Origin of the sequence: Mycobacterium sp. TKK-01-0059 (genome assembly GCF_000709305.1) — a bacterium.
Classification (GTDB): Bacteria; Actinomycetota; Actinomycetes; order Mycobacteriales; family Mycobacteriaceae; genus Mycobacterium; species Mycobacterium intracellulare.
Genome location: NZ_KL446993.1, coordinates 3,287,222 through 3,311,982, shown reverse-complemented (window position 1 = coordinate 3,311,982; position 24,761 = coordinate 3,287,222). Strand labels below are relative to the sequence as shown.

Here is a 24,761-nt window from a genome sequence, read left to right as displayed (position 1 = left end):
TCTCCGTCCGTCGCCCACCCTGATCGCAGCGTAGGCCCGGCCCGGCTGGGCGACAAGAGATGGCGGCGGCTATTCCTCCACCACCACGCCGTGCGCAATGAGGTGATCGATCAGGGGAACCGCGCCGGCGGCGAGATGTTCAGACATCGCCGCGCGCGCCAGCTCGCCGTCGCGTTTTTTCAGGGCGGACAAGATCCGCCGATGGTCCCGCATCGACTGCTCGGGCCAGCCCTCGATGGCCGGAAACACCGATTCCGGCGCGTAGCGGGTGATCTGGGACATCAGCTGCGCGAGCTTCGGCGAATCGGCGGCAATGTTGATGGCCCGGTGGAATTCGTGGTTCAGGCCCACGGTGTGCTCGTGCTCATCACCGGCATAGGCATCCTCCAACTGCGCCTGGATCTGTTTGAGTTCGCGTAGCTGGTCGTCGGTGATGTTGAGCGCGGCCCGCGCGGCCAGCTCGCCTCCCACATGCGCCTGCACATTCGCCACGTCGGTGACGTCGCGGCCGGTGACCGGCAACACCACGAAGCCCCGGCGGGGCTGCTGGGCGATCAAGCCCTCGGCGCGCAACGCGAACAGCGCCTCGCGCACCGGTGTGACACTGATGCCCAGCTCCGCGGCCAGCTGGTCGAGCCGAATATACGACCCGGCGGCATAGCTGCCATCGAAGATCCTGCTGCGGATCAAGCGTGCAACGTCCTCGGAAAGTTGAGGCCGCGCAGCGAAATCCGGAACGCTCATCGTTTCACACCTGGTATTCGGCGAGCAGTCGCTTGCTGATGATGTTCTTCTGGATTTCGCTGGTTCCCTCGCCGATGAGCAGGAACGGCGCGTCGCGCATCAGCCGCTCGATCTCGTATTCCTTGGAATAGCCGTAGCCGCCGTGGATCCGGAAGCTCTGCTGGGTGACCTCGGCGCAGTACTCACTGCACAGGTACTTGGCCATCCCGGCGGCGACGTCGTTGCGCTCCCCCGAGTCCTTCAGCCGCGCCGCATTTACCATCATCAGGTGTGCGGCTTCGACTTTGGTCGCCATCTCGGCCAGCTGGAACGCGATGGCCTGGTGCTCGGCGATCGGCTTGCCGAAGGTCTCGCGTTGTTGTGCGTAGCGCACCGCAAGTTCGAAAGCGCGAAGCCCGACGCCGCAGGCGCGGGCCGACACGTTGACCCGGCCGACCTCGATGCCGTCCATCATCTGGAAAAAGCCCTGCCCCGTGACCCCGCCGAGGACGTCGTCGGCGCCGGCCTGGTAGCCGTCGAAGATCATCTCGGTGGTTTCGATGCCCTTGTAGCCCAGCTTGTCGATCTTGCCCGGAATGCGCAGGCCCGGAACGACTTCGCCGAAGCCGACCGGCTTCTCGACCAGGAAGGCGGTCAGGTTGCGGTGCGCCTTGTCCGAGCCCTCGTCGGTGCGCACCAGCGTCGCCACCAGTGTCGCGGTGGCGCCGTTGGTCAGCCACATTTTCTGGCCGTCGATCGTGTAGGTGCCGTCGTCGTTGCGTCGGGCCCGGGTCCGGATCGCCGCGACGTCCGAGCCCAGCTCGGGTTCCGACATCGAGAAGGCGCCGCGCGTCTCGCCGGTCGCCATGCGCGGCAGGAAGCGTTGCTTCTGCTCGTCGGTGCCGTGCTGGCGCAGCATGTACGCCACGATGAAATGGGTGTTGAGCACCCCGGACACGCTCATCCACCCGCGCGCAAGCTCTTCGACGCACAGGGCGTAGGTCAGCAGCGATTCGCCCAGGCCGCCATATTCCTCGGGGATCATCAGCCCGAACAGACCCATGTCGCGCAGCTGGTCGACGATGGCCTGCGGGTAGGTGTCGGCGCGTTCGAGTTCAACCGCGTTGGGGATGACTTCCTTTTCGACGAATTGCCGGACGGTGGCGATGATTTCGGTCTGGACTTCGGTCAGCCCGAGCGTCTGGGCGAGTTTGGTCATGTGCTGTGTTTCCTTCCGGCTGCTCAGCCCGCGATGGTCTTGGCGTCCGTCAGGCGCTCGACGTCAGCGGTGGTCAGCCCCAGCAACCGCTGAAGGATCTCGGCGGTGTCTTGTCCCAAGGCGGGCGCCGGCGCGCTGGCGGGATGGACCCCGTCGAACGCGGCCGGTAGGCCCGGCGCGAAGTAGTCGCCGAGGCCCGGTTGCCGCAACCGCGAAAACAGCGGATTGTCAGTGACTTTCGGTCCCGCCGCGACCTCGGCGAAGGTGCGGTAGCGTTCGAACAGCACCGTGGTATTCGACAGCGCGGCGGTGACCTCGTCAGCGCTGTGATCGTTGAACCAGGTGGCGAACAACCCGGACAGCACGTCCTGGTACCGGTACCGGTCGCCTTCGGACCCGAAGTCCACCCCGAGCGCCTCCGCGAGTGCCGACACAGCGTCCTGGGTGCCGGTGACCTCGACCAGATCGCGGAAGTGCCGCTTGGTCAGGGCGACGACCATGAACCGGCCGCCGTCGCGACTGGTGAAGTCCTGCCCGTACTGGCCGTAGATGGCGTTGCCCAGCCGTTCGCGTTGCGTCCCGTTGACCTGAGGTTCGGTGAGCAACCCCAGGTTGGCGGCGGTGGCCAGCGCGACGTCCTCCAACGCCAAGCTGATCCGCGTCCCCGCCCCGGACTTGTCGCGGCGATGGACGGCGGTGACGACGGACAGCGCGGCGTACAGTCCGCAGCACACGTCCCAGGCCGGCAGGACGTGATTGATCGGACCGGCATGATCGGCCGGGCCCGTGACAAGTGGATAGCCCAGGCCGGCATTGACCGTGTAATCCACGCCGGTGGAACCGTCACCGCGCCCGAGTAACTGGACGTGGATGACGTCGGGGCGCTTGGCCGCCAGGACGTCGTGGCTCAGCCAGGACAGCCCGGCCGCGTTGGTCACGACGATGCCGTCACCCTCGACGATCAGGCGCTGGACCAGTGCCTGGCCGTCTTCGGAGCGCAGATCGATGGTGGCCGAACGCTTTCCCTTGTTCAGGCCCGTCCAATAGATCGACGTACCGTCCGCCGACAGCGGCCAGCGTTGCACGTCGGACGCACCACCGATCGGGTCGACCCGGATCACCTCTGCGCCAAGCTGATTCAGGGTCATGCCGCACAGCGGCGCGGCGACGAAGCTGGACACCTCGACAACGGTGAGGCCGTCCAGAGGCAGCCCGGGGTCGGTCATCTCGATGCGACCCGTTCGAAGACGGCGGCAAGCCCCTGCCCGCCGCCGATGCACATGGTCTCCAGCCCGTAGCGCGCCTGCCGCCGATTGAGCTCGCGCGCCAGCGTGGCCAGCATCCGTCCGCCCGTCGCCCCCACCGGGTGGCCCAGCGAGATTCCCGAACCGTGCACATTGGTCCGCTCATGGTCGGCCGCACCGAAATTCCATTCCCGCATCACCGCAAGCGCTTGCGCGGCAAAGGCTTCGTTGAGCTCGATGAGGTCGATGGCGGACAGCTGCAGGCCCGCCTTGGACAGCGCCACCTGCGTCGCGGGGACCGGCCCGATGCCCATGACGTTGGGCGCCACCCCCGCCACCCCCCAGGACACCAGGCGCACCAACGGCTTCAGGCCGTACGCGTCGGCCCTTTCCGGCGTGGTCACCACGCACATGGACGCAGCGTCGTTCTGCCCGCTGGAGTTGCCGGCCGTGACCGTGGCCCCCGAGTCGTCTTTCAGCAGAACGGGTTTGAGCTTGCCCAGCGACTCCACCGACGTGTCCGCGCGCGGGTGTTCGTCGGTGTCGATGACTTCCTCGCCGCTGCGTGTGGGGACGGCAACCGGAACGATCTCCTCAGCGAGGACGCCGTCTTTCTGCGCGGCCACCGCGCGCTGATGCGACCGCACCGCCAGCTCGTCTTGTTCCTCGCGTGAAATCCCGTACTGGCGACGCAGATTCTCGGCCGTCTCCAGCATTCCACCCGGCACCGGGTAGTGCCGTCCGCCGGCGGTCGTGCGTCCCCGCGCCAGCCCATCGTGCACCCGCACGCCGCCGCGAGCCCCGCCCCAGCGCATATCGGTGGAATAGAAGGCGACGTTGCTCATGCTTTCGCAACCCCCGGCGACGACGAGATCGTGGTCGCCATGGCCGACCTGCAGGCACGCCTGGATCACCGCCTGCAGGCCCGACCCGCAACGCCGGTCGACCTGCATGCCCGGAACCGTCACCGGCAGCCCGGAATCCAGCGCCACCACGCGCCCGATCGCCGGCGCATCGCTGTTGGGATAGCAGTGGCCGAGGATGACGTCTTGTACGGCGTCGGCCGCCAGCCCGGTTCGCTCGAGCAGACCCTTCAGGGCGGTGACACCGAGGTCGACGGCGCTGAGCGCCTTGAACATTCCGCCGTAGCGGCCGATCGGCGTCCGCACCGGCTCACAGATGACGGTTTCACGCATTGTGACTCCTGTCTTGATGCCGAGCAGACGCAGAATCGCATTGATGCCGTGCGGATTGTGAGATTCTGCGTCTGCTCGCGCGAGTTCTCACAGGTGTCGGCCGCCGGTGATTTCCATGACGGTGCCGGTCATGTACGACGACAGGTCGGAAGCCAGGAACAGGGCCACGCTGGCGACTTCGCTGGGCTCGCCGGCCCGGCCCATCGGCACCTCGGCCACCTTCGAATCCCAAATGCGCTGCGGCATGGCCTCCGTCATCGCCGACCGGATCAAACCGGGCGCGATCGCGTTGACCCGGACGCCCAGATACGCCAGCTCTTTGGCGGCCGCCTTGGTCATGCCGACGATGCCGGCCTTGGCCGCCGAGTAGTTGGTCTGGCCGACCATGCCGACCTTCCCCGACACCGAGGACATGTTGATGATGGCGCCGCGCTTGTTTTCCCGCATGATGGCGGCGGCCAGCCGGGTGCCGTTCCAGGTTCCCTTCAGGTGGACGTTGATGACCTGGTCGAACTGCTCCTCGGTCATCTTGCGCATCGTCGCGTCCCGGGTGATCCCGGCGTTGTTGACCATGATGTCCAGGCCGCCGAACCGCTCGACCGCGGTCTGGATCAGCGTCTCGACGTCGGAGGACTGCGTGACATCGCAACGGACCGCGATCGCGACGTCGTCACCGCCCAGCTGCTTGGCCACCACCTGGGTTTCCTCGAGATTGACGTCACCGAGCACGACCCGCGCCCCCTCGGCGACGAAGCGCTCCGCGATGGCCAGACCGAGTCCTTGCGCTCCGCCGGTGATTACTGCGGTCTGACCTGCCAACAACGCCACCTGGATCACACATCCTTCTCTGTTATCGCCGCCATCGGGCGCCCATCAGGCAAATATCATATTTGATATAGGATCCTCCCCTGAACCGGGGTGCCCCGGTCGGGAGAGGAGCGTGGAGCCGATGGCCACCGCCGAAATCGCCGAAGTCTCCGACGAGGACTTCCGCGAGATCCTGGCTCAGACAAGGCAATTCGTGCGCAGCGCGGTGGTCCCCCGCGAGCAGGAGATCCTCGACGACGATCGCGTCCCCGACGACCTGCGCGACGAGGCCAAGCGGATGGGCCTGTTCGGCTACGCGATCCCCCAGGAGTGGGGCGGTCTCGGCCTCAACCTGATGCAGGACGTCGAGCTGGCGATGGAGCTGGGCTACACGTCGCTGGCGCTGCGGTCGATGTTCGGCACCAACAACGGCATCGCCGGACAGGTTCTGGTCGGGTTCGGCACCGACGAACAGAAATCGCGCTGGTTGGAGTCCATCGCGTCCGGCGACGTCGTCGCCTCCTTCGCGCTGACCGAACCCGGCGCCGGATCCAACCCCGCCGGCCTGCGTACCAAAGCCGTTCGCGACGGCGACAATTGGGTGATCTCCGGGCAGAAGCGGTTCATCACCAACGCGCCCGTCGCCAACCTTTTCGTGGTGTTCGCCCGCACCCGGCCGGCCGACGACAAGGGACCCGGGATCGCGGTCTTTTTGGTTCCGGCCGATGCCGCCGGCGTGCAGGTGGGCGCCAAGGACGCCAAGATGGGCCAGGAAGGCGCGTGGACCGCCGACGTCGCCTTCGACGACGTCCGGGTGGACGACGCCGCACTGATCGGCGGCAGCGAAGACATCGGGTACCGCGCGGCCATGACCTCGCTGGCCCGCGGCCGGGTGCACATCGCCGCACTCGCCGTGGGTGCCGCCCAACGCGCGCTCGACGAATCCGTCGCGTATGCCGCCACGGCGACGCAGGGCGGGGCGGAGATCGGAAGCTTCCAGTTGGTGCAGGCGATGCTCGCAGACCAGCAGGCCGGCGTGATGGCCGGCCGCGCGCTGGTGCGGGACGCCGCGCGGCTGTGGGTCACCGATCAGGACCGCAGGATCGCGCCGTCGGCGGCCAAGCTGTTCTGCACCGAAATGGCGGGCAATGTCGCGGATCTCGCGGTGCAGATCCACGGCGGCAGCGGCTACATGCGAGGCGTTGCGGTCGAACGCATTTACCGTGACGTGCGCCTGCTGCGGCTCTACGAGGGCACCAGCGAGATTCAGCGTCTGATCATCGGTTCGAATCTGGTCAAGGCGGCCGGGCGGGCCACCACAACGAAGGAGCGTTAATGGCAGGCAAGCTTGCCGGAAAAGTGGCATTGATTACCGGGGCGGCGCGCGGCCAGGGCCGGGCGCACGCGGTACGTATGGCCTCCGAAGGCGCGGACATCATCGCCGTCGACATCGCCGGCAAGCTTCCGTCGTGCGTTCCCTACGACCCGGCGAGCCCGGACGACCTGAGCGAAACCGTGCGCCTGGTCGAAGAGGCGAATAGCCGCATCATCGCCTCGGTGGTGGACACGCGTGACTTCGACGGACTGCGAAGGGTCGTCGCGGACGGTGTCGCCGCGCTGGGGCGCCTGGACATCATCGTCGCCAACGCCGGGGTCGCGGCGCCGCAGGCCTGGGACACCATCACGCCGGAAGACTTCCGCGACGTCATGGACATCAACGTCACGGGCACGTGGAACACCGTGATGGCCGGGGCGGACAAGATCATCGAGGGCGGCCGCGGCGGCTCCATCATCCTGATCAGTTCCGCGGCCGGTATGAAGATGCAGCCGTTCATGATTCACTACACCGCCAGCAAGCACGCCGTCACCGGTCTGGCGCGGGCCTTCGCCGCCGAGTTGGGTAAGCATTCGATCCGGGTCAACAGCGTCCACCCGGGTCCGGTGAACACCCCGATGGGTTCGGGCGACATGGTCACGGCGGTGGGCAAGACGATGGAAACCAACCCGCAGCTGTCGCACGTCCTCACGCCGTTCCTGCCCGACTGGATTGCCGAACCCGAGGAGATCGCCGACACCGTGTGCTGGCTGGCCAGCGACGAGTCCCGCAAGGTCACCGCCGCGCAGATCCCGGTCGATCAGGGCTCGACGCAGTATTGAACTCAGCGCGGCGGGAATAGGCAAGCACCGCGGGCGTTTGCACACGTCATGAAAGCCTTCAGCGAATCCGAACGCCAGGAATTCCTCGCCGACAAGCACGTGGCGGTGCTGTCGGTCGACGCCGGTGACGGCCGCCCGCCGGCCAGTGTCCCGATCTGGTACGACTACACCCCCGGCGGAAACGTTCGAATCATGACCGGCGCGTCCAGCCGCAAGGCGCGGCTCATCGAGCGGGCGGGGACGGTGACGCTGGTGGTGCAGCGCGAGGAGCCGCCGTATCAGTACGTGGTGGTCGAGGGCACGATCATCGAGACGACCAAGCCGGCCCCGCTGGACGTGGCGGAGGCGGTCGCCATCCGTTATCTCGGCGAGGAAGGCGGGCGCGCGTTCGTCCGCAGCATGGAGGGCGTCGAGGAGGTGCTGTTCACCATCCGGCCCGACCGCTGGCTGAGCGCCGACTTCACCGGCGATCTATAAGGTCTCAGCCGACTAGCTCCAGCGTGCCCAGCTCGCGGATCGCCTGGCAGCCGCGGCTGAGCATGGCCAGCACCATGTCGTCGCCACGCTCGGTGGCGGCGGCGAACGCGAACCCCAGCGCCGAGATCAGCGGCGCCTGCAGCACCCCGAGCCGGTAATCGCGCCAACATGTTTCGCGGTCGTAGTCGCTGACGCCGCCGGCCGTCAGCGCGCGATGGTAGTCGGCGACCAGCTCCTCCTCGATGGCAGCGCGCAGCTGCGAATTGAGGCTGGTTGCGGTGAAGTACGCGAGATCCCGGGTCGGCAGGCCCACCCCGAGCGTCTGCCAGTCGACCACGCTGACCCGGGTCCGGTCCGGGTCGAACAGCAGATTGTCCAGCCGGTAGTCGCCGTGCAGCAGGGCGAACCGGTCGTACTCGGACAGCAGCCACGGTGTAATCACACCCATTGCCGCGCTGAAGGTATCGCGGTCTTCGGCGCTCATCCGATCGCCCAGCTTCTCCAGCGTGATATCGGCGCTCATCTTCGCCACTTCGCCCATGCCGGCAGCGCCGGCCTCATCCGGGCGCCCGAACGCGATGCCGGGGAAATCGAGCCAGGCGGGATCGCACCAGGTCGGCGCGTGCAGGCCGGCGAGGGCGTTAACCGCCAGGCGCCCTTCGGCTTCGCCGCAACCGATGAGCTGATCGCCCTGCACCGCCGGCGCCTGATCCGCGAGCAGCAGGGCGAAATCCATTGCGTCCTCGGTGATCTCGGAGTAGAAGCACCGCGGGGTCGGCACCTGCACCCGGTCCACCACCGAGGAGTAGAACGCGCATTCGCTGCGGTAGCCGATCACCACCCGGTCGCGCACGGTGTCGTCCTGGGCGGGCAGCTTGATCACGAAGGTCTGCGGAAGGTCACCGGGATCCGTCGCGTAGCGGGCGCTCACCCGGTAGGTCGCCCCGGTCTGTCCCGTGCCGATCGCGACCACGTCCACCTCGGCGACCTCGACGGGAGCGCCGCGGCCACTGAGCGCGGCCGACAGCCATGCCGGGGTCACGTCGCCGGGGTAACGCGGTATCGACGACAGCACAGCACTCATTCCCAGCACGCCTCCTGCCCGCGGACAGCTCGATCCGACTGACCAACTGTAAGGCATACCGCAAGAGTTGCGGTCAACAGCGGTGATCTAATCGGCCAGAATGCGCCATTCGGCGGCCTCGTGCTGCTGGCGCCAGAATTCGTCGAAACGACCCCCCGCAGCGAGTAATTCGTCGACCGTGCCATCCTCGACCACCTGGCCGCTGTCGAGAAACAGGACGCGGTCGGCGTGGCTGATGCTCGCCAACCGATGCGCGACGATCACCTGGGTGCGTGATTGCGGGTCGGCGGTCAGCGCGTCGACCACGGCGGCCTCGTTCTCGGTGTCCAGAGCGCTGGTCGCCTCGTCTACCAGCAGTATCGGCGCGGGTTTGAGCAACGCGCGGGCGATGCTGACCCGCTGGCGTTCACCGCCCGAGAGCGCCGAACCGGCCTCGCCGACGACGCTGTCGGCGCCGTCGGGCAGCCGTGCGACGAGCTCGTCGACGCGGGCGAGCGCCACCGCGCGCGCGAACCGGTCGTCGTCGGCGCCGGGGTCCCCGGCGAAAACGTTGTCGCGGATGGACCCGTGGAACAGGTAGGGATGCTGGAACACGACGCTGCTCGCCGCCCGCCGGTCTTCCGCGTCCAGCGTCGCCGCGTCGACACCATCGATCAGCACCCGGCCGCGCGTGGGCTCGTGCAACCCCGCGATCAGCGCCAGGATGGTGCTCTTGCCCGACCCGGACGGTCCGACGATCGCCGTTGCGCTTCCCGGCGCCAATGAGAAACTCACCCTGTCGAGCACCGGCGCGCCGGCACTGTCGTACCCGAACGTCACGTCGTCGAACTCGATACGCGGGGCCGTGGCGCCCGGCAGCGTCGCGGCGCCCGCGTTCATCAGCGGCGCGGTGAGCACCGAGCGAATGTTGTCGAGCGTGGCGCGGGTGCTCTCCAGCGCCGGCGCCAACTCGCTGATCGTGGTGAACGGCTCGAGGTAGCGCACGATGACGACGATCAGTGCGATGGCCTCGGCCACCGACAGCGTTCCGTTCACCGTCAGCGCGGTGGTCGCCCCGGCCAGCAGGATCAGGGCCAGCTGGCTGGCGAGGCTGAACAGCAGCTGACCCGGCACCTGCATGGAGAGCAGCCGCATGGTCGCGCCGTGTTGGGCGGCCAGCGCGTCGCCGACCATGCTCCTGGCCGGTTCGACGCGCCGCGCGGCGCGCAATGCCTGCTGGGTCCGGGCGAACTCGATGATCCGCTCGGTGAGCGCGCTATTGGCCTCGGCCGCAGTGGAATCGGCGCGACGCGCCAGGCGCGCCGACGCCCACAGCGCGCCCAGCATCAGCGGCAGCCCGCCCAGCGCGGCCAGGCCGAGTTGCCAGGAGACCGGCAGCAGGACGACCGCGATGGCCGCCGGCAGCAGCACGGCCGAGATCAACGGCGTGAGCAGGTTGACGACGAGGCCGACGAGTTCGGGGCCCGTCGCCGCGATCGCCTGCCGCGCCGTCGCGGTGTGCTCGGCGGTGAACCAATCCAGCCGCACGCCGGGCAGTCGGTCGGCCACGTCATGCTGGCTGTGGTCCAGCACCGCGAAGCCCAGGTTGAAGCCGATGCGCGCCGTCGCGGTGTCGATCACCCAGCCGAGTGCGGTGGCGGCGGTCAGCCACCCCAGCCACATCATCGCGCGGTGTGGGGCCTCACTGAACAACGCGCCCACCAGGGGAACCAGCAGCACGGTGGCCACCGCCCGCACCACCACGGAGATCAACGCCAGCACCGTGTAGGCGACGACCCGGGTGCGCCGATCCGCCGGCACCAGGCTCAACCACGTGCGGATCATCGGGCACCCTCCCCGGCCACGCCGGCGGCCACCTCATCGCGCTGGCCGCCCTCCCACAGGCTCCGATACCGGCCGTCGGCGGCCAGCAACTCGTCGTGGGTGCCGCGCTCGACGACACGGCCGTGGTCGAGCACGACGATCTGGTGGGCCCGGGTGATGGTGTGCAGCCGGTGCGCGATCACGAGCACGGTGCGGTCCCGCGTCAAACGATTGAGCGCTTGCTGCACAAGGTATTCCGACTCCGGATCGGCGAACGCGGTGGCCTCGTCGAGGATGAGAACGCCGGTGTCGGCCAGGATCGCGCGGGCGATGGTGAGGCGCTGGCGCTCCCCGCCGGACAGGCCGCTCCCGGCACCCAGCATGGTGTCGTAGCCGTCCGGCAGCCGCATGATCCGGTTGTGGATCTGCGCCTCGCGCGCGGCCTGTTCGATCTGCGCCGGGGTGGCTTCGGGAGCGGCCAGCGCGATGTTTTCCGCCACGGTGCCGTGCACCAACTGCGTCTCCTGCAGCACGAATCCGACCTGGGCGTACAGCTCGTCGGCGGTCATCGACCGGATATCTTGTCCCCCAACGCGTATCGAGCCCTGATCGACATCGTGGAACCGTGCGAGCAACGCGGCCAGCGTCGACTTGCCGGATCCCGACGGCCCCACCAGCGCGGTGACCGTGCCAGGGCGCAGGGTCAGCGACACGTCGTGGATCACGGGAACGCCCGGACGGTAGCCGAAACTGACGTGGTCGAACACCACCGCCTTCGTCGGCTCCCCCTGGACTTGGCCGTGATCGCGCACGGCGAGTTCGGCTTCGTCGAGCGTGTTCTGCAGGCGCCGGGCGGCCAACATGCCGGCGCGGATGCCGCCGAGGCCGTAGGCGATCCCGAGCAGGCGTGCGCCGAAGGTGGTTCCCAGCAACAAGAATGGCAACAGGTTGACCGGATCCATCCGCCCCCCGACCACCAGCAGGGTGCCGGTGGTCGCGATCAGCCACAGGAAGGTCGACGGCCGGGTGACCAGATCCATGAAGGTCTTCTTGCCGGCCAGTGGCCGCTGCCAGGCGACCAGGAAGCCGACGTATTCGTCCAGGCGGCGCCGGAAACTCGACGCGGCGGCACCACCGAAGACGCGGATCACCGGCTGGCCCTCCAGGTAGGCGCCGGCCTCGCCGCTCATCGTCTCCGCCCAGCGCTGCGACTGCGGAATGCGCGGGCCCGATTGAATCGTCAGGGACGAGGTCAGCACCAGGTAAACCAGGACGGGCGCGAACAACACCAGCGCCACCCGCCAGTCGACCACGAACAGATAGACGAGCACCGCCACCGGCGCGACGGCCGCGGCCACCGCGTCCGGGATGGCATGGGTGACCAGGTAGTGCAGGGACAGCGTGTCGTCCTGGAGCAGTTGCTTGATGGAGCCCGATCCGCGTGCGGTGAACCAGCCCAGCGGCAGCCGAGAGAGCTTGCGCAACAATCCCGTACGCAAATCGCGGGCGAATCGCGCGTCGACGACGTGGAGCCACAGGGTGAGGGCGGCGCCTAGCAGCGCCCCCAGGCCGAGTAACGACACCGCGGCGATGCCGACGTTCCACAGCCGGGACGCGGGCGCCTCGGACACCAGGAGGCGGGCGAGTTCGACCAGCAGCACGAACGGCGCCAGCTGCACCAGCGTGATGACCGCCTGCAACACGCCCGACACGATCAGCGCCGAGCGCAGCGGCGCGAGCAACCGGCCAGCGGCCTGGGCGCGCCAGTTTCCGCGCGACACCGGGGCAGGCGCCGTCTCGGGAACCAGCTGAGCCGACTCCAGTTGCGCCGCAACCTCTTCCGGGGCGACGGTGGGCGCCACGCTTTTGGAGCCCTCGGGCTCGTCACCGCGGCGGGTGCCCATCGCCCGCCCGGCGCTCCAGTACGCCTGGGCATGCACCTCGGATTTGGGAAAGCCGAACTCGTCGCGCAGGCGGGTCCGCACCTGCTTGAGCGTCGTGGCCTCCGGCGTCGCCCACGCATACCAGTCGGACCAATCTCGGCTCTCGATCGCCGCCGCAAGCGATTTCTCGTCGCGGCGGGCAACCCAATGCAGCCGAAGCCGCGGATGCTGTGCGATCGGGATCAGCGTGTCGTTATCGTCGTGCTGTTCGAGGTACATCTCGATCGGGACGTCGTCCGGGACGACGCCGATGATCCCGTTCATCCCTGGGATGGACGCCGAATCGCCGATGAGCAGATATCCGGCCGGCTGCTCGTCGGGCATGTCGAACCGCGACGAACCCATCAGCGCCATGACGGCGATGGTGGCGCCGGGCTGCACGGTGCGCGCCCACTGCGACGCCGGACCGGCCGGCTCGTGCAGCACGATGTCGACCGCGAAGCGTCCGGCCGCGACGTCGGCTTCCGAGATCGTGTACGCGCGCTGAAACTCTGTCTTCGATCCGTCCGGATCCGGGAACCAGAACCGCAACCATGCGGCCGGTTCGGCGTCCACGTCTTCGAACAGCGTCGGCGACGTCATGCGCACGCGCACGAAGTGCGGTGCGATCCGGACGGTTTCGATGACCGTCGCGGTGTGATCGCGCGCGCCGAAGCTGCGCAACATCACACCTTGGAATCCGCGTGCCATTAGCGGTCCTTTCTCGCGGCGCTCCGCGCCTGCACGGAGCTGACGATCCGGCGGGGTCACCGCCACGAGGCCACGGATCGGTGCGGCCGGCGAGGGCCGCACAAACTGTGAATTCGACACCTGCCACGATCCCGCGCGGGCGGCACCCCGCCGCGGATCACCGGCCACCCGGTCACGACTTGGTACGTTACCCCCACAAACTAAGGGTTGCCTTACCATAGGTCAACCTCGGTGCCGCTCACCTGCCGCGGCGGTCAGTAACCTGGGAGACATGAGCGGTGAGTCGGCGGCGCCCGTCCTGCTGTACGACGGTGTCTGCGGGGTGTGCAACCGGGCGGTGCGCACGATCCTTCGCTTCGACCCCGCAGGTCCGCTGCGCTTTGCGGCCCTGCAGAGCGTCTTCGCCAAGGCGATCATCGAGCGGCACCCGGAGATCGGGAACGTCGACTCGGTGGTGTTCGTCGACGACCCCGGACAGCTCTCGGAACGCGTGGCCGTCCGCTCAGCCGCCGCGTTGCGCGTCGCGGATTATCTCGGCGGGCCGTGGAAGGCGCTCGCGGTCGCCCGTCTCGTTCCGACCCCCGTGCGCGACTGGCTCTACGACAGGTTCGCCGCCAACCGCTATCGGGTCTTCGGCAAGTACGACAGCTGTCCGCTGCCGCCTCCGGAGGTTCACGCCCGCTTCGTAGAGGACTGAGAACGCGTCAGTCCGTGGCGGCGCCGGCCGCCAGGTCCGCCTCGGATTCCCTGCGCTTGAGCTCGGCCAGCTTGCGGTCCTCGGCCGCGGCTTGGCGGTGCTTGAGCGCGGATTCGCGGTGCACGTCGCGGTGCGGCACCCCTTGTCGGACGACCCAGTCTTGGCTTTTGGCGACTCGCTCATGCTGGATCGCTGATTCCTCGAAGCTTCGTGCCGCGGACAGCCCCGCGCGAGCCGCGCGCTCGCGCGCCATGGCCACTCTGCGTTCGGCGAGTTCGACATCTTGTGCGGTGAAAACGTTTTCGCCGGGTGGTGCCGGCTCGCGTCCGGTGGGCATGGCGTCTCCCTTGTGTCCTGTGAGTTCGATGTACCCCGCCGGACGGGTTTGACGCTTAGCCCGCTGAAGATTTCATTTCGAATGTTGACCAGTGCGGGCGGAGGGACTCGAACCCTCAAGCTCTTTCGAGCAATGGCACCTAAAACCATCGCGTCTGCCAATTTCGCCACGCCCGCGCGTCCGGCAATCGTATCGCCTGCGATATGTCCAACTTGTCCGCGACGGGGGCGCATTGACGCGCGGTACGGTCAAGGGGTGTCCACTACACACCGTCGCAGACCCGCGCTGATCGCATTGGTGATCATCGCGGCGTGCGGCTGCCTGGCCCTGGGCTGGTGGCAGTGGACCAGGTTCCAATCGGTCTCCGGCTCGTTTCAGAACCTCGGCTATGCGTTGCAGTGGCCGCTGTTCGCGTGGTTCTGCGTGTACGCCTACCGCAAATTCGTGCGCTACGAAGAGGAGCCACCCCCGCCGCGCAGCAACGAGGCCGTGACGGAGATCCCCGCCGGTCTGCTGCCCGACCGACCCGCTCCCCCGCCGCAGGCACCCGATGACCCGGCGCTGCGGGAATACAACAAATACTTGGCCGAGCTGGCCGCGCAGGACGCCGAAAAACAAAAGAGGACAACCGCATGACCACACCGGAGACCCCGGGCGGTGCAGTGCCCGCCGTGCCCGTCGACAAGATCCGCACCGCCTTGCTCGGCTACCGGATCATGGCCTGGACGACGGGTCTGTGGCTCATCGCGCTGTGCTACGAGATCGTCTCGCACCTGGCGTTCGACCACGAGATCCGGTGGATCGAAGTGGTCCACGGCTGGGTGTATTTCATCTACGTGTTGACCGCCTTCAACCTGGCGATCAAGGTGCGCTGGCCGATCGGCAAGACGGTCGGTGTGCTGTTGTCCGGGACGATCCCGCTGTTGGGGATCATCGTCGAGCACTTCCAAACCCGGGACGTCAAAGCCCGATTCAGCTTGTAGGTCACATACGCCACACCCGTCCCTGCCGGGGACGGGACCCGCAATGCCCACCTCCTAGCGACAACACGCGCGCACGACGGGTTGTCGCTAGGAGGTGGGCATTTCACCTGTCACCCCGCGCCGCGACGGATGTGACCCCTGTTGCCAATGCCCCGCACGCCGGGACGTCACCCCCCGGACCGGGCCAGCGTTTCAAGCGACGGCAACAGCAGTTGCAGCGCGCGACCGCGATGCGAGAGCGCGTCCTTCTCGCTCGGGCTGAGCTCGGCCGCCGTGCGCTCGTACCCGTCGGGCACGAACACTGGGTCATACCCGAATCCACCATCGCCGCGCGGTTCCCGGGCGATGCTGCCGGGCCATTCGCCCCGGACGACGACCTCGCCCGCCCCCGACACCAGCGCGCAGGCGGACACGAACGCCGCGCCGCGCCGTTCGTCGGGCACGTCGCGCATTTGCGCCAGCAGCAGGGCGGTGTTGCCGGCGTCGTCGCCGTGGTTGCCCGACCAGCGCGCCGACAGCACCCCCGGCATGCCGTTGAGCGCGGCCACCTCCAGTCCGGAATCGTCTGCCACGCTTGGCAACCCGCTCGCGGTGAACGCGTCGCGCGCCTTGGCCAACGCGTTCTCCTCGAAGATCGCGCCCGTCTCCGGCGCTTCCTCGAACGGGGCGACGTCGTCGAGCGACACCAACGTCAAGCCCGTCAGGCCGGCGGCGTCGAGCACCCGGCGCAGCTCGGCCAGCTTCTTGGGGTTGCGGCTGGCGACCAGCAGCCGGCGCACGGTCAGCTGCCGAACGCCTTCGGCGCCGGAGCCCCCTCGGGGAGCTCACCGGGGTATGGCTGCGCCAATGCCTCGCGCTGGGCGGCGAACAACTTGTCGCAGGCGGCCAGCGCCACGTCGAGCAGCTTGTCCAGCGTCGAACGCGGGAAGGTGGCGCCCTCACCGGTTCCCTGAACCTCGACGAGGGTGCCGGTGTCGGTGGCGACGACGTTCATGTCCACCTCGGCGCGGGCGTCCTCCTCATAGGGCAGGTCCACCCGGACCCTGCCGTCGACCACTCCGACACTGACCGCCGCGATGGCGCACGACAACGGCCGCGGATCCGACAGCTTGCCCGCCGCCCCGAGATACGTCACCGCATCGGCGAGCGCGACGAATGCGCCCGTGATGGCCGCGGTGCGGGTTCCCCCGTCTGCCTGCAACACGTCACAATCGACGGCAATTGTGTTCTCCCCCAACGCCGCCAGGTCGATGCACGCCCGCAGCGAGCGTCCGATCAGCCGGCTGATCTCCTGGGTGCGCCCCGACAGCCGCCCCTTCACCGATTCGCGGTCGGAGCGCGTGTGGGTCGCCGACGGCAACATCGCGTACTCCGCCGTCAGCCACCCCAGACCCGAACCCTTGCGCCAGCGCGGCACACCCTCGGTCACGCTGGCGGTGCACATGACCTTGGTGTGGCCGAATTCGATCAGCACCGAACCGGCGGGGTGGTCAGTGAAACCGCGGGTGATGACGACGGGCCGGAGCTCGTCGTCAAGGCGGCCGTCTTCTCGTCTCGTCACGACGCAACCCTAACGTGGAGTGTCAGACCCTCTCGGAGCGGCGGATATCGAACGTCTCACCGCACACCACCGCATGCACGGGACCATCGAACTCGGCCTTGGCCTCACTGATCACGTCCTCCCGCGAGGTCCACGGCGGGATGTGCGTCAGCAGCAATTCGTGAACGCCGGCCTCGGCCGCGGCCCGGCCGGCCTCGGTCCCCGACAGATGCAGCGCGGGCGGTCGGTCCGCCGAATGCGTCCAGGACGCCTCGCAGAGAAATACGTCGGCGCCGCGGGCCAGCTCGACGAGCTGATCGCAGACTCCGGTGTCACCGCTGTAGACAAACGACGCGCCGGAGGAATCGGTGATCCGCAAGCCGTAGGACTCGGTCGGGTGGGCCACCACCCGCGGCGTCACCGTCAGCTCGCCGATCGTCACCGGCTCGCCGTCGACCCAGTGACGAACGTCGAAGATGTCCGAGCAGTCGTCGATCTCGCCGCCGTAGGGTGAGGACGCCGCGCCCAGCCGCGACCAGGTGTCGCCGGGGCCGTACAGCAACGCCTTACCGAGCGGGCGCGTCGGGTGATAGCGCCGCCATACGAACAGTCCGGGCAAATCCAGACAGTGGTCGGCGTGTAAGTGCGACAACAGGACGTGCACGGAACCGGGGTCGGCATAGCGCTGCAGTGCGCCGAGAACACCGCCGCCGAAGTCGATGACCAATGGCGGAGTGTCCGGTGCCCGGAGCAGATAACCCGACGCAGGCGAATCCGGACCCACCACGCTGCCCGAGCAGCCGAGCACGGTTATTCGCACGGACACTACTGTGCCATGCCCGACAGGGCCATGACGAAAACATGGCCGCTTTGGTGTGACGAGAATCTCGCCCGGTCGTCAATCAACGCGCACCTGATGAACGGGCTGAACTCCGGACACGGCGGGACCGAGGAATCGCGCCGCCAATCTGGTGAATGCGTCGGGGTCGCCGGTGGCTTCGAAGACGCGAGTCGCGGGCGGCGCATCATGCGGGCGAAGCAGGTCTGCCTCGGTGAGCACCCGGAGCACCTCTTTGGCGGTCTCCTCCGCGCTGGACACCAGCGTCACGTGCTCACCCATGGCCAGTTGAATGAGTCCCGACAACAACGGGTAGTGCGTGCATCCGAGCACCAGCGTGTCCACCTGCGCGCGCTGCAGCGGCTCCAGGTAGCCCTCGGCCAGCCCGAGCACCTGACGCCCGCTGGTCACGCCGCGCTCGACGAAGTCGACGAACCGCGGGCAGGCCACCGCGGTGATCTCGGTGTCGCGGGCGGCCGCGAACGCGTCCTGGTAGGCGTGCGAGTTGATGGTCGCCTGGGTGCCGATGACGCCGATGCGTCCGTTGCGGGTGGTCGCGACCGCGCGGCGCACCGCGGGCAGGATCACCTCGACGACGGGCACGTCGTAGCGTTCGCGGGCGTCGCGCAGGCAGGCCGCGGATGCCGTGTTGCAGGCGATGACCAACGCCTTGACGCCGCGGCCCACGAGGTCGTCGCCGATGGCCAACGCGTGCGCCCGAACGTCGGGGATCGTCAGCGGGCCGTAGGGCCCGTGGCCGGTGTCACCGACGTAGATGATGTCCTCGTCGGGCAGCTGATCGATGATCGCCCGCGCGACGGTGAGCCCCCCGACGCCGGAGTCGAAGACCCCGACGGGCGCTCGGGGTCCCCGCCGACAGGCTGGGGATGGTCCGCTCATGTCTTCCGGCGCGGCGACGCGGTGCCGGCCGTCCTTTTCGTCCGGGCCTTGCGTTCCGGGGCGGACAGCCAATAGGCGGCCACGACGCCGGCGATCGCCCCGCACAGATGCGCTTGCCAGGACACGCCCCCGCAGAGTCCGAGCACCGGCATGGCGCCGAGCAGGACGCCGCCGTAGGCGAACATCACGACCAGCCCGATGACGATGTTGGACACCCGGCGCACGAAGATCCCGAACACCAGCAAGAAGGCCAGCCAGCCGAAAATCAGGCCGGAAGCCCCGATGTGGTCGGTGGGGCCGCAGCTGCTGCCGACGTCGCCGATGAGCCAGGTGCCCAAACCACCGAGGATCCACACGATTGCGGTCGCCCACACAAACCGGGACAGCCCCGCCAGCGTCATGAGGAAACCCAGCACGAGCAGCGGCACCGTGTTGGCCATCAGGTGCTCCCAGCTCGCGTGCAAGAGCGGGGAGAAGACGATGCCCCACAGGCCGTCGAGCTCCAGCGGCCGGATGCCGTTGGCGTCCAGCGAGTGCCGGGTCATCTGGTCGATCAGCTCGACGAAGTAGAGCAACACGACGAAGGTGAGGATCGTGGCGGCGCCCACCATCGGCGTGGACCGCTTCTTCTCCTGGGCGGCGGGTGCCCTCGGAGCGGTCTTACCCATAGCTGCCCTTCCAGCGCGTTTCCGGCATCGTCCAGGCTACCGGCGCGGCGGGCGGATTCCTCATCGGCCGAGTGCGCCGGGCAGCACGTCGCGGTAGCTCGGTATCCCGGCGATCGTTTCGGCGGCCAGCACCCCGCCCAGCACCGCTCGCGCCAGGCAATCGGCCGCCGCGATGCCGACCTCGGTGACCAGGCGCGTCTCGGGGGAGAACGCGGCCGGCACCGGCTTTGAACTGGGCGACGGGGGCTCGACCTCGACCGCCCCGGTGGCCAGGACGAACACCGCGTCCCCGTCGACCGGCGTGTGGGCCGGCCGGATGCTGCGGGCCAGGCCGTCGTGGGCCGAGATGGCCACCCGACGGCACGCCGCCGGGCTCAGGGCGGCGTCGGTGGCCACCACCGCGATGACGGTGTTGAGGGGCTCCTCCAGCGGGTCCGACGGGGACGGCAGCCGGGCGAAGGCGTCGATCTGCTCGGGCGGCGGAGGAGAGAGTCCGAACTGGTGGGCCAAGTCGGCCATCCACGGCAACCCGGTCGCCCGGTCGGCGACCTCGCCCGCGGCGTTCACCACGGCCAGCGCGCCGACGGTCACACCGCTCGGCAGCGCCGTCGAGGCGGTCCCAACGCCGCCCTTGAGCGCCCCGGCCCGGGCCCCCACCCCGGCGCCGACGTTGCCCACGCCCATCGCCGCACCTTCTTGCACGGCGGCGGCGCAGGCCAGGTAGCCAAACTCGTCCGTCGGGCGGCACTGCCAGCCGCCGACCGGCAGATCGAAGATCACCGCTGCCGGCACGATGGGCACCACGCCCCCACCCATCGCCACGCCGCGTTCCTGTTCTTCCAGCCAGCGCATGACGCCGTCGGCGGCCGCCAGGCCGTAGGCGCTGCCCCCGGCGAGCAGCACCGCGTCCACGAACCGCACCGTGTTGGCGGGGTCGAGCAGATCGGTCTCGCGCGTCCCGGGGGCCCCGCCGCGGCAATCGACCGCGCCGACGGTCCCCGGGGGCGGGAGCACCACGGTGACGCCGCAGGACCAGCCCGCGCCCAACGAGGCGTCGGGGTCCAATCGGTGGTAGTGGCCGACGCGGATCCCAGCGACGTCGGTGATCGCGCCCTTCGCGGTCACCGGGACCCCATCAGCACCAACACCAGGTACTCCTGCAGGACCGTTAGCCACTGGTAGACGTCGAAGTGCACGGCCAGCGGATGATCGGCCGGCAGCCGCTCGGGGCCCTCGGGTCCGACCTCGAGCATGACTCCCAACGTCAGCCGGATGTCGTTGACCGCCCCGATCCAACAGTTCGCGTCTTCCTCGCTCAGCTCGAACCGGCCGCCGTCCTCGGGGACCGTGCTCAGCAACCGCTGTGCCGCAATGCGTTTGGCGTCGACGATGCCCGGCTCGTGCAGGCTGCGCAGTGCGGCGTTCAGGCTGTCCGCGGAATCTGCAGGCGCGGTGTCCTGGTCGTCGTTTCGGTAGAAGTCCGGCAGCAGCCGGCGCAGGGTGGGGTCTTTGGGCGGTTCCGCGTTGCCGGTCTTGATGCCGGTGATTTCTTCGAGTTCGTCTGCCGGCGAAGAGGATTCACGCTCGTCGAGCAAACCGATCATCGCGGTGGCCAGGTTCTTCAGCAGTGCCGCCTCATGGGACGCCAGGGCCGACCGGAAACGGGGACCGTCCGCGGTCTCGACGCGCTTCCATTTGCGCACAGGGAATCGCCAGCGCCTCGATCGTCAGCGGTCCTGCTGCAGCGTCGCCCACAAACCGGCGGCGTGCAGCTTGGACACATCGGCTTCCATGGACTCCCGGCTACCGGCGGACACCACGGCCTTTCCTTCGTTGTGCACCTGCAGCATCAGTTTGGTGGCATGCGGCTCGCTGTAGCCGAACAACTTCTGGAACACGTATGTCACGTACGTCATCAAGTTGACCGGGTCATCCCAGACGATCGTGACCCAGGGACTCGCCGTGACCTCGACCGGCGCGGACTCGCGTTGTCCTGTAGTGCCCGGCCTCGATTTCGGCTCAGTGGGCGCTGACATAACAACCATGGCCTACACGATACCGAGGGATGCACGACGTTTCCGAGCCCGCGGGGCAGCCGATACCGTTATGGAATGAACGACTCGGTCGTCACCGGGCTGCTGACCGACAAGTACGAGTTGACGATGTTGGCGGCGGCGCTGCGGGACGGCAGCGCCAATCGCCGCACCACCTTCGAGCTTTTTGCGCGCCGTCTTCCCGAGGGACGCCGTTACGGCGTGGTCGCCGGAACCGGCCGGCTGCTCGAGGCGCTGCCGCAGTTCACCTTCGATGACGAGGCCTGCCGGTCGCTCGGGCAATTCCTCGATCCAGATACGTTGCGGTACTTGCGCGATTTTCGGTTCGGCGGCGATATCGACGGCTACGCCGAGGGCGAGCTGTACTTCCCCGGATCCCCGGTGCTCTCGGTGAGCGGGACGTTCGCCGAGTGCGTGGTGCTCGAAACGCTGGCGCTGTCGATTTTCAATCACGACACCGCGGTCGCGTCGGCCGCCGCGCGGATGGTGAGTGCGGCCAGGGGACGACCGCTGATCGAGATGGGGTCACGGCGAACCCACGAACAGGCGGCGGTCGCCGCGGCCCGCGCCGCCTACATCGCCGGCTTCGCCGCGTCCTCCAATCTGGAGGCTCAGCGCTGCTACGGAATACCAGCCGAGGGCACCTCCGCGCACGCGTTCACCATGCTGCACGCGCGCGCCGACACCCCCGCAGAGTCGACCGAATTGGCGGCCTTTCGGGCGCAGGTCGAGGCGCTCGGCGTCGACACCACCCTGCTGGTGGACACCTACGACGTGACGGCCGGCGTGGCCAACGCGGTGGCCGCCGCCGGCACCGGGCTCGGTGCCGTGCGCATCGACTCCGGTGAGCTGGGCGTGCTGGCCCGCCAGGTGCGCCAGCAGCTCGATGACCTGGGCGCCACGCGGACCCGCATCGTGGTCTCCGGTGACCTCGACGAGTTCTCCATCGCCGCATTGGCAGCCGAGCCGGTGGACAGTTACGGCGTCGGCACGTCGCTGGTGACCGGCTCGGGCGCACCCACCGCGAACATGGTGTACAAGCTCGTCGAAGTGGACGGCCTGCCGGTGCAGAAGCGCAGCAGCCACAAGGAATCCCACGGCGGACACAAAGAGGCACTGCGCACCGCGCGCAGCTCCGGCACCATCACCGAGGAGATCCTGTACCCGGCCGGCCGTCAGCCCGACGTCGATGAACCGGCCCGGGTGTTGACCGTCCCGCTGGTCCGCGGCGGGGAGCTGGTGTCCAAACCGAACCTCGCCGCGGCGCGCGAGCTGGTAGCTTCCGGGCTGCGCAGTCTGCCGTGGGAGGGGCTGAACCTGTCGCACGGCGAACCCGCGGTCACGACGACGCAGATCCGCGCCTGAGCAAGGGAGTGACCACGTCCGACGTGTCCGTGCACGAGCTGCTGGCCACCGCCGTGGCCGCGCTCGGCGGCAGTGAACGCAGCGGCCAACAGGAGATGGCCGACGCGGTGGCGCGGGCCTTCGCCACCGACGAACACCTCGTCGTACAGGCCGGCACCGGCACCGGCAAGTCGCTCGCCTATCTGGTGCCCGCGATCGTGCACGCCCTGGACGACGACTCCCCCGTCGTCGTGTCGACGGCCACCATCGCGCTGCAACGCCAGCTCGTCGATCGCGATCTGCCCCGGCTCATCGATGCGCTGGCCGACGCGCTGCCGCGCCGCCCGCAGTTCGCGCTGCTCAAAGGCCGACGAAACTATCTGTGTCTCAACAAGATTCACAACGGCGGGGCGGCCGACGGTGACGACGTCGACGGGCGGCCGCAAGAGGAACTCTTCAACCCCATGGCGGTCAGCGCCCTGGGCCGCGACGTGCAACGGCTCACCGAGTGGGCGTCGACCACCGAATCCGGTGACCGCGACGATTTGAAGCCGGGCGTGCCCGACCGGTCCTGGTCTCAGGTCAGCGTTTCCGCGCGGGAATGCCTCGGGGTGGCCCGCTGCCCGTTCGGCACCGAGTGCTTCTCCGAGCGGGCCAGGGGCCTGGCCGGCCGTGCCGACGTCGTGGTCACCAACCACGCGCTGCTGGCCATCGACGCGGTCGCCGAATCCGCGGTGCTGCCCGAGCACGCGCTGCTGGTGGTCGACGAGGCGCACGAGTTGGTGGACCGGGTGACGTCCGTGGCCACCGCGGAGTTGACGTCGGCCGCGCTCGGGGTCGCCTCGCGGCGGATCAGCCGGTTGGTGAGCCCGGAACTGGTCCAGCGCCTCGACGCGACCACCGCCAACTTCGCGGCGGCGATCCACGACGGCACGCCGGGGCGCATCGACCGCCTCGACGAGGACCTGGCGACGTACCTGACCGCGCTGCGCGACGTCGCCACCGCGGCGCGCTCGGCGATCGACACCACGAACGACGCCAAGGCGGCGGCGGCCCGCGCCGAAGCGGTCGCCGCGCTCAGCGAGATTTCGGAGACGGCGTCGCGAGTGCTCGCCTCGTTCGGGCCGGCCATCCCCGACCGCACCGACGTGGTGTGGCTGGAACACGAGGAGAACCGGGGTGCACCGCGCCCGGTGTTGCGGGTGGCCCCGCTCTCGGTCGCCGGGCTACTGCGCCAACGCGTGTTCTCGCGTTCGACCGTGGTGTTGACGTCGGCGACGCTGACGATCGGCGGCTCCTTCGACGCCATGGCCGCGGCGTGGGGCCTGACCGCTCCCACGAGCGACGACGGCGGCGACGCACGATGGCGCGGCCTCGACGTCGGCTCGCCGTTTCAGCACGCCAAGGCCGGCATCCTGTACGTGGCCGCGCACCTGCCGCCGCCCGGGCGCGACGGTGTCGGCTCGGCCGAGCAGCTGACCGAGATCGCCGAGCTCATCACCGCCGCCGACGGGCGCACCCTGGGCCTGTTCTCGTCGATGCGGGCGGCCCGCGCGGCCGCCGAGGCCATGCGCGAACGGCTGTCGACACCGGTGTTGTGCCAGGGCGACGACAGCACGTCGGCGCTGGTCGAGCGGTTCAGCGCCGACCCGCAAACCTCGCTGTTCGGCACCCTGTCGCTGTGGCAGGGCGTCGACGTGCCCGGGCCGTCGCTGTCGCTGGTGCTGATCGACCGCATCCCGTTCCCCCGCCCCGACGACCCCCTGCTGGGGGCGCGCCAGCGGGCGGTCGCGGCGCGCGGCGGCAACGGCTTCATGGCCGTCGCGGCCAGCCACGCGGCGCTGCTGCTGGCGCAGGGCTCCGGCCGGCTGTTGCGCCGCGTGACCGATCGCGGGGTGGTCGCGGTGCTCGACTCGCGCATGGTCACCGCCGGCTACGGCGGCTACCTGCGGGCCTCGCTGCCGCCGTTCTGGCAGACCACCAACGGGGCGCAGGTGCGCGAGGCGCTGCAGCGGCTGCGGACAGCGGAGGACTCGCAAGAAGGCCTGTCCGCCTGA

25 protein-coding genes and 1 tRNA gene are annotated in these 24,761 nt (G+C 68.8%); 8 read left to right on the top strand and 18 right to left on the bottom strand.

Going from position 1 to position 24,761, the window contains the following annotated elements:
• Positions 1–69: 69 nt before the first annotated feature.
• From K883_RS15925 to fabG, 5 genes are all read right to left on the bottom strand, one after another.
• Positions 70–744, bottom strand: coding sequence for a GntR family transcriptional regulator (locus K883_RS15925; RefSeq protein WP_008254926.1), 675 nt, complete (start codon positions 742–744; stop codon positions 70–72).
• 4 nt (positions 745–748) lie between these two features.
• Positions 749–1,942 (bottom strand): acyl-CoA dehydrogenase family protein, encoded by a 1,194-nt coding sequence (locus K883_RS15920; protein ID WP_014711107.1) that lies wholly within the window; start codon positions 1,940–1,942, stop codon positions 749–751.
• A gap of 23 nt (positions 1,943–1,965) precedes the next feature.
• The gene (locus K883_RS15915; protein ID WP_014711106.1) at positions 1,966–3,168 is read right to left on the bottom strand and encodes a CoA transferase; all 1,203 of its coding nucleotides are present in this window, start codon (positions 3,166–3,168) and stop codon (positions 1,966–1,968) included.
• Positions 3,165–4,382 carry an acetyl-CoA C-acetyltransferase gene (locus K883_RS15910; RefSeq protein ID WP_020822017.1) on the bottom strand — a complete coding sequence of 406 codons (1,218 nt, stop codon included), beginning with the start codon at positions 4,380–4,382 and terminating at the stop codon, positions 3,165–3,167. Before K883_RS15910 ends, K883_RS15915 begins: the two co-directional genes overlap by 4 nt.
• Positions 4,383–4,469: 87 nt before the next feature.
• Positions 4,470–5,219, bottom strand: a complete 750-nt coding sequence (gene fabG / locus K883_RS15905; protein ID WP_008254916.1) for a 3-oxoacyl-ACP reductase FabG — start codon at positions 5,217–5,219, stop codon at positions 4,470–4,472.
• 112 nt (positions 5,220–5,331) lie between these two features.
• Between fabG and K883_RS15900 the strand changes: the two genes are divergently transcribed.
• Genes K883_RS15900 through K883_RS15890 form a run of 3 tightly spaced genes read left to right on the top strand, consistent with a single transcriptional unit; the run spans position 5,332 to position 7,823 of the window.
• Entirely contained in the window at positions 5,332–6,525 is a 1,194-nt protein-coding gene (locus K883_RS15900; RefSeq protein ID WP_008254915.1) for an acyl-CoA dehydrogenase family protein, read from the top strand.
• The gene (locus K883_RS15895; protein ID WP_008254912.1) at positions 6,525–7,346 is read left to right on the top strand and encodes a mycofactocin-coupled SDR family oxidoreductase; all 822 of its coding nucleotides are present in this window, start codon (positions 6,525–6,527) and stop codon (positions 7,344–7,346) included. Before K883_RS15900 ends, K883_RS15895 begins: the two co-directional genes overlap by 1 nt.
• Positions 7,347–7,394: 48 nt before the next feature.
• Positions 7,395–7,823 (top strand): pyridoxamine 5'-phosphate oxidase family protein, encoded by a 429-nt coding sequence (locus K883_RS15890; protein WP_014711103.1) that lies wholly within the window; start codon positions 7,395–7,397, stop codon positions 7,821–7,823.
• A 4-nt stretch (positions 7,824–7,827) separates the two neighbouring features.
• Here K883_RS15890 and K883_RS15885 read toward each other — a convergent pair whose 3' ends face one another.
• From K883_RS15885 to K883_RS15875, 3 genes are all read right to left on the bottom strand, one after another.
• Positions 7,828–8,907 (bottom strand): phosphotransferase family protein, encoded by a 1,080-nt coding sequence (locus K883_RS15885; RefSeq protein ID WP_036454919.1) that lies wholly within the window; start codon positions 8,905–8,907, stop codon positions 7,828–7,830.
• Positions 8,908–8,994: 87 nt separating this feature from the next.
• Complete coding sequence (locus tag K883_RS15880; RefSeq protein WP_020822015.1) at positions 8,995–10,731, bottom strand: ABC transporter ATP-binding protein; 1,737 nt, start codon at positions 10,729–10,731, stop codon at positions 8,995–8,997.
• A complete protein-coding gene (locus K883_RS15875) occupies positions 10,728–13,343 on the bottom strand; it encodes an ABC transporter ATP-binding protein/permease (protein ID WP_020822014.1) in 2,616 nt (871 codons plus the stop codon). Before K883_RS15875 ends, K883_RS15880 begins: the two co-directional genes overlap by 4 nt.
• A 271-nt stretch (positions 13,344–13,614) precedes the next feature.
• Here K883_RS15875 and K883_RS15870 point away from each other — a divergent pair, with 271 nt between their 5' ends.
• Positions 13,615–14,040: a thiol-disulfide oxidoreductase DCC family protein gene (locus K883_RS15870; protein WP_020822013.1), complete on the top strand. Its 426-nt coding sequence runs from the start codon at positions 13,615–13,617 to the stop codon at positions 14,038–14,040.
• Positions 14,041–14,047: 7 nt separating this feature from the next.
• Here the strand turns inward: K883_RS15870 and K883_RS15865 are convergent, their stop codons facing one another.
• Together K883_RS15865 and K883_RS15860 are read right to left on the bottom strand one after the other, a co-directional pair.
• The gene (locus tag K883_RS15865; protein ID WP_020822012.1) at positions 14,048–14,377 is read right to left on the bottom strand and encodes a hypothetical protein; all 330 of its coding nucleotides are present in this window, start codon (positions 14,375–14,377) and stop codon (positions 14,048–14,050) included.
• Between the two features lie 92 nt (positions 14,378–14,469).
• Positions 14,470–14,553 (bottom strand) — tRNA-Leu (locus K883_RS15860).
• 79 nt (positions 14,554–14,632) lie between these two features.
• Here K883_RS15860 and K883_RS15855 point away from each other — a divergent pair.
• Together K883_RS15855 and K883_RS15850 are read left to right on the top strand one after the other, a co-directional pair.
• Entirely contained in the window at positions 14,633–15,013 is a 381-nt protein-coding gene (locus K883_RS15855; RefSeq protein WP_036454916.1) for a hypothetical protein, read from the top strand.
• A complete protein-coding gene (locus K883_RS15850; protein WP_020822010.1) occupies positions 15,010–15,360 on the top strand; it encodes a DUF3817 domain-containing protein in 351 nt (116 codons plus the stop codon). Before K883_RS15855 ends, K883_RS15850 begins: the two co-directional genes overlap by 4 nt.
• Positions 15,361–15,527: 167 nt before the next feature.
• Here K883_RS15850 and rdgB read toward each other — a convergent pair whose 3' ends face one another.
• The 8 genes from rdgB to clpS all read right to left on the bottom strand — a co-directional run bounded on the left by rdgB (position 15,528) and on the right by clpS (position 21,351).
• Positions 15,528–16,139 (bottom strand): RdgB/HAM1 family non-canonical purine NTP pyrophosphatase, encoded by a 612-nt coding sequence (gene rdgB, locus K883_RS15845; protein ID WP_020822009.1) that lies wholly within the window; start codon positions 16,137–16,139, stop codon positions 15,528–15,530.
• 2 nt (positions 16,140–16,141) lie between these two features.
• A complete protein-coding gene (rph, locus tag K883_RS15840; RefSeq protein WP_008254891.1) occupies positions 16,142–16,921 on the bottom strand; it encodes a ribonuclease PH in 780 nt (259 codons plus the stop codon).
• A gap of 22 nt (positions 16,922–16,943) precedes the next feature.
• Entirely contained in the window at positions 16,944–17,726 is a 783-nt protein-coding gene (locus K883_RS15835) for a cyclic nucleotide-degrading phosphodiesterase (RefSeq protein ID WP_008254889.1), read from the bottom strand.
• 72 nt (positions 17,727–17,798) lie between these two features.
• Positions 17,799–18,638, bottom strand: a complete 840-nt coding sequence (murI, locus tag K883_RS15830; RefSeq protein ID WP_020822008.1) for a glutamate racemase — start codon at positions 18,636–18,638, stop codon at positions 17,799–17,801.
• Positions 18,635–19,306, bottom strand: a complete 672-nt coding sequence (locus K883_RS15825; protein WP_036454914.1) for a rhomboid family intramembrane serine protease — start codon at positions 19,304–19,306, stop codon at positions 18,635–18,637. Before K883_RS15825 ends, murI begins: the two co-directional genes overlap by 4 nt.
• Positions 19,307–19,366: 60 nt before the next feature.
• Entirely contained in the window at positions 19,367–20,431 is a 1,065-nt protein-coding gene (locus K883_RS15820) for a P1 family peptidase (protein WP_020822006.1), read from the bottom strand.
• Positions 20,428–21,009: an oxidative stress transcriptional regulator AosR gene (locus tag K883_RS15815; protein ID WP_020822005.1), complete on the bottom strand. Its 582-nt coding sequence runs from the start codon at positions 21,007–21,009 to the stop codon at positions 20,428–20,430. The genes K883_RS15820 and K883_RS15815 overlap by 4 nt, the downstream gene beginning before the upstream one ends.
• A gap of 24 nt (positions 21,010–21,033) precedes the next feature.
• Entirely contained in the window at positions 21,034–21,351 is a 318-nt protein-coding gene (clpS, locus tag K883_RS15810; RefSeq protein WP_036428642.1) for an ATP-dependent Clp protease adapter ClpS, read from the bottom strand.
• Positions 21,352–21,417: 66 nt separating this feature from the next.
• On the opposite strand from clpS, the gene K883_RS15805 reads away from it, so the two are divergent.
• Positions 21,418–22,725, top strand: a complete 1,308-nt coding sequence (locus K883_RS15805) for a nicotinate phosphoribosyltransferase (RefSeq protein WP_014711095.1) — start codon at positions 21,418–21,420, stop codon at positions 22,723–22,725.
• 8 nt (positions 22,726–22,733) lie between these two features.
• Positions 22,734–24,761, top strand: coding sequence for an ATP-dependent DNA helicase (locus K883_RS15800; protein WP_014711094.1), 2,028 nt, complete (start codon positions 22,734–22,736; stop codon positions 24,759–24,761).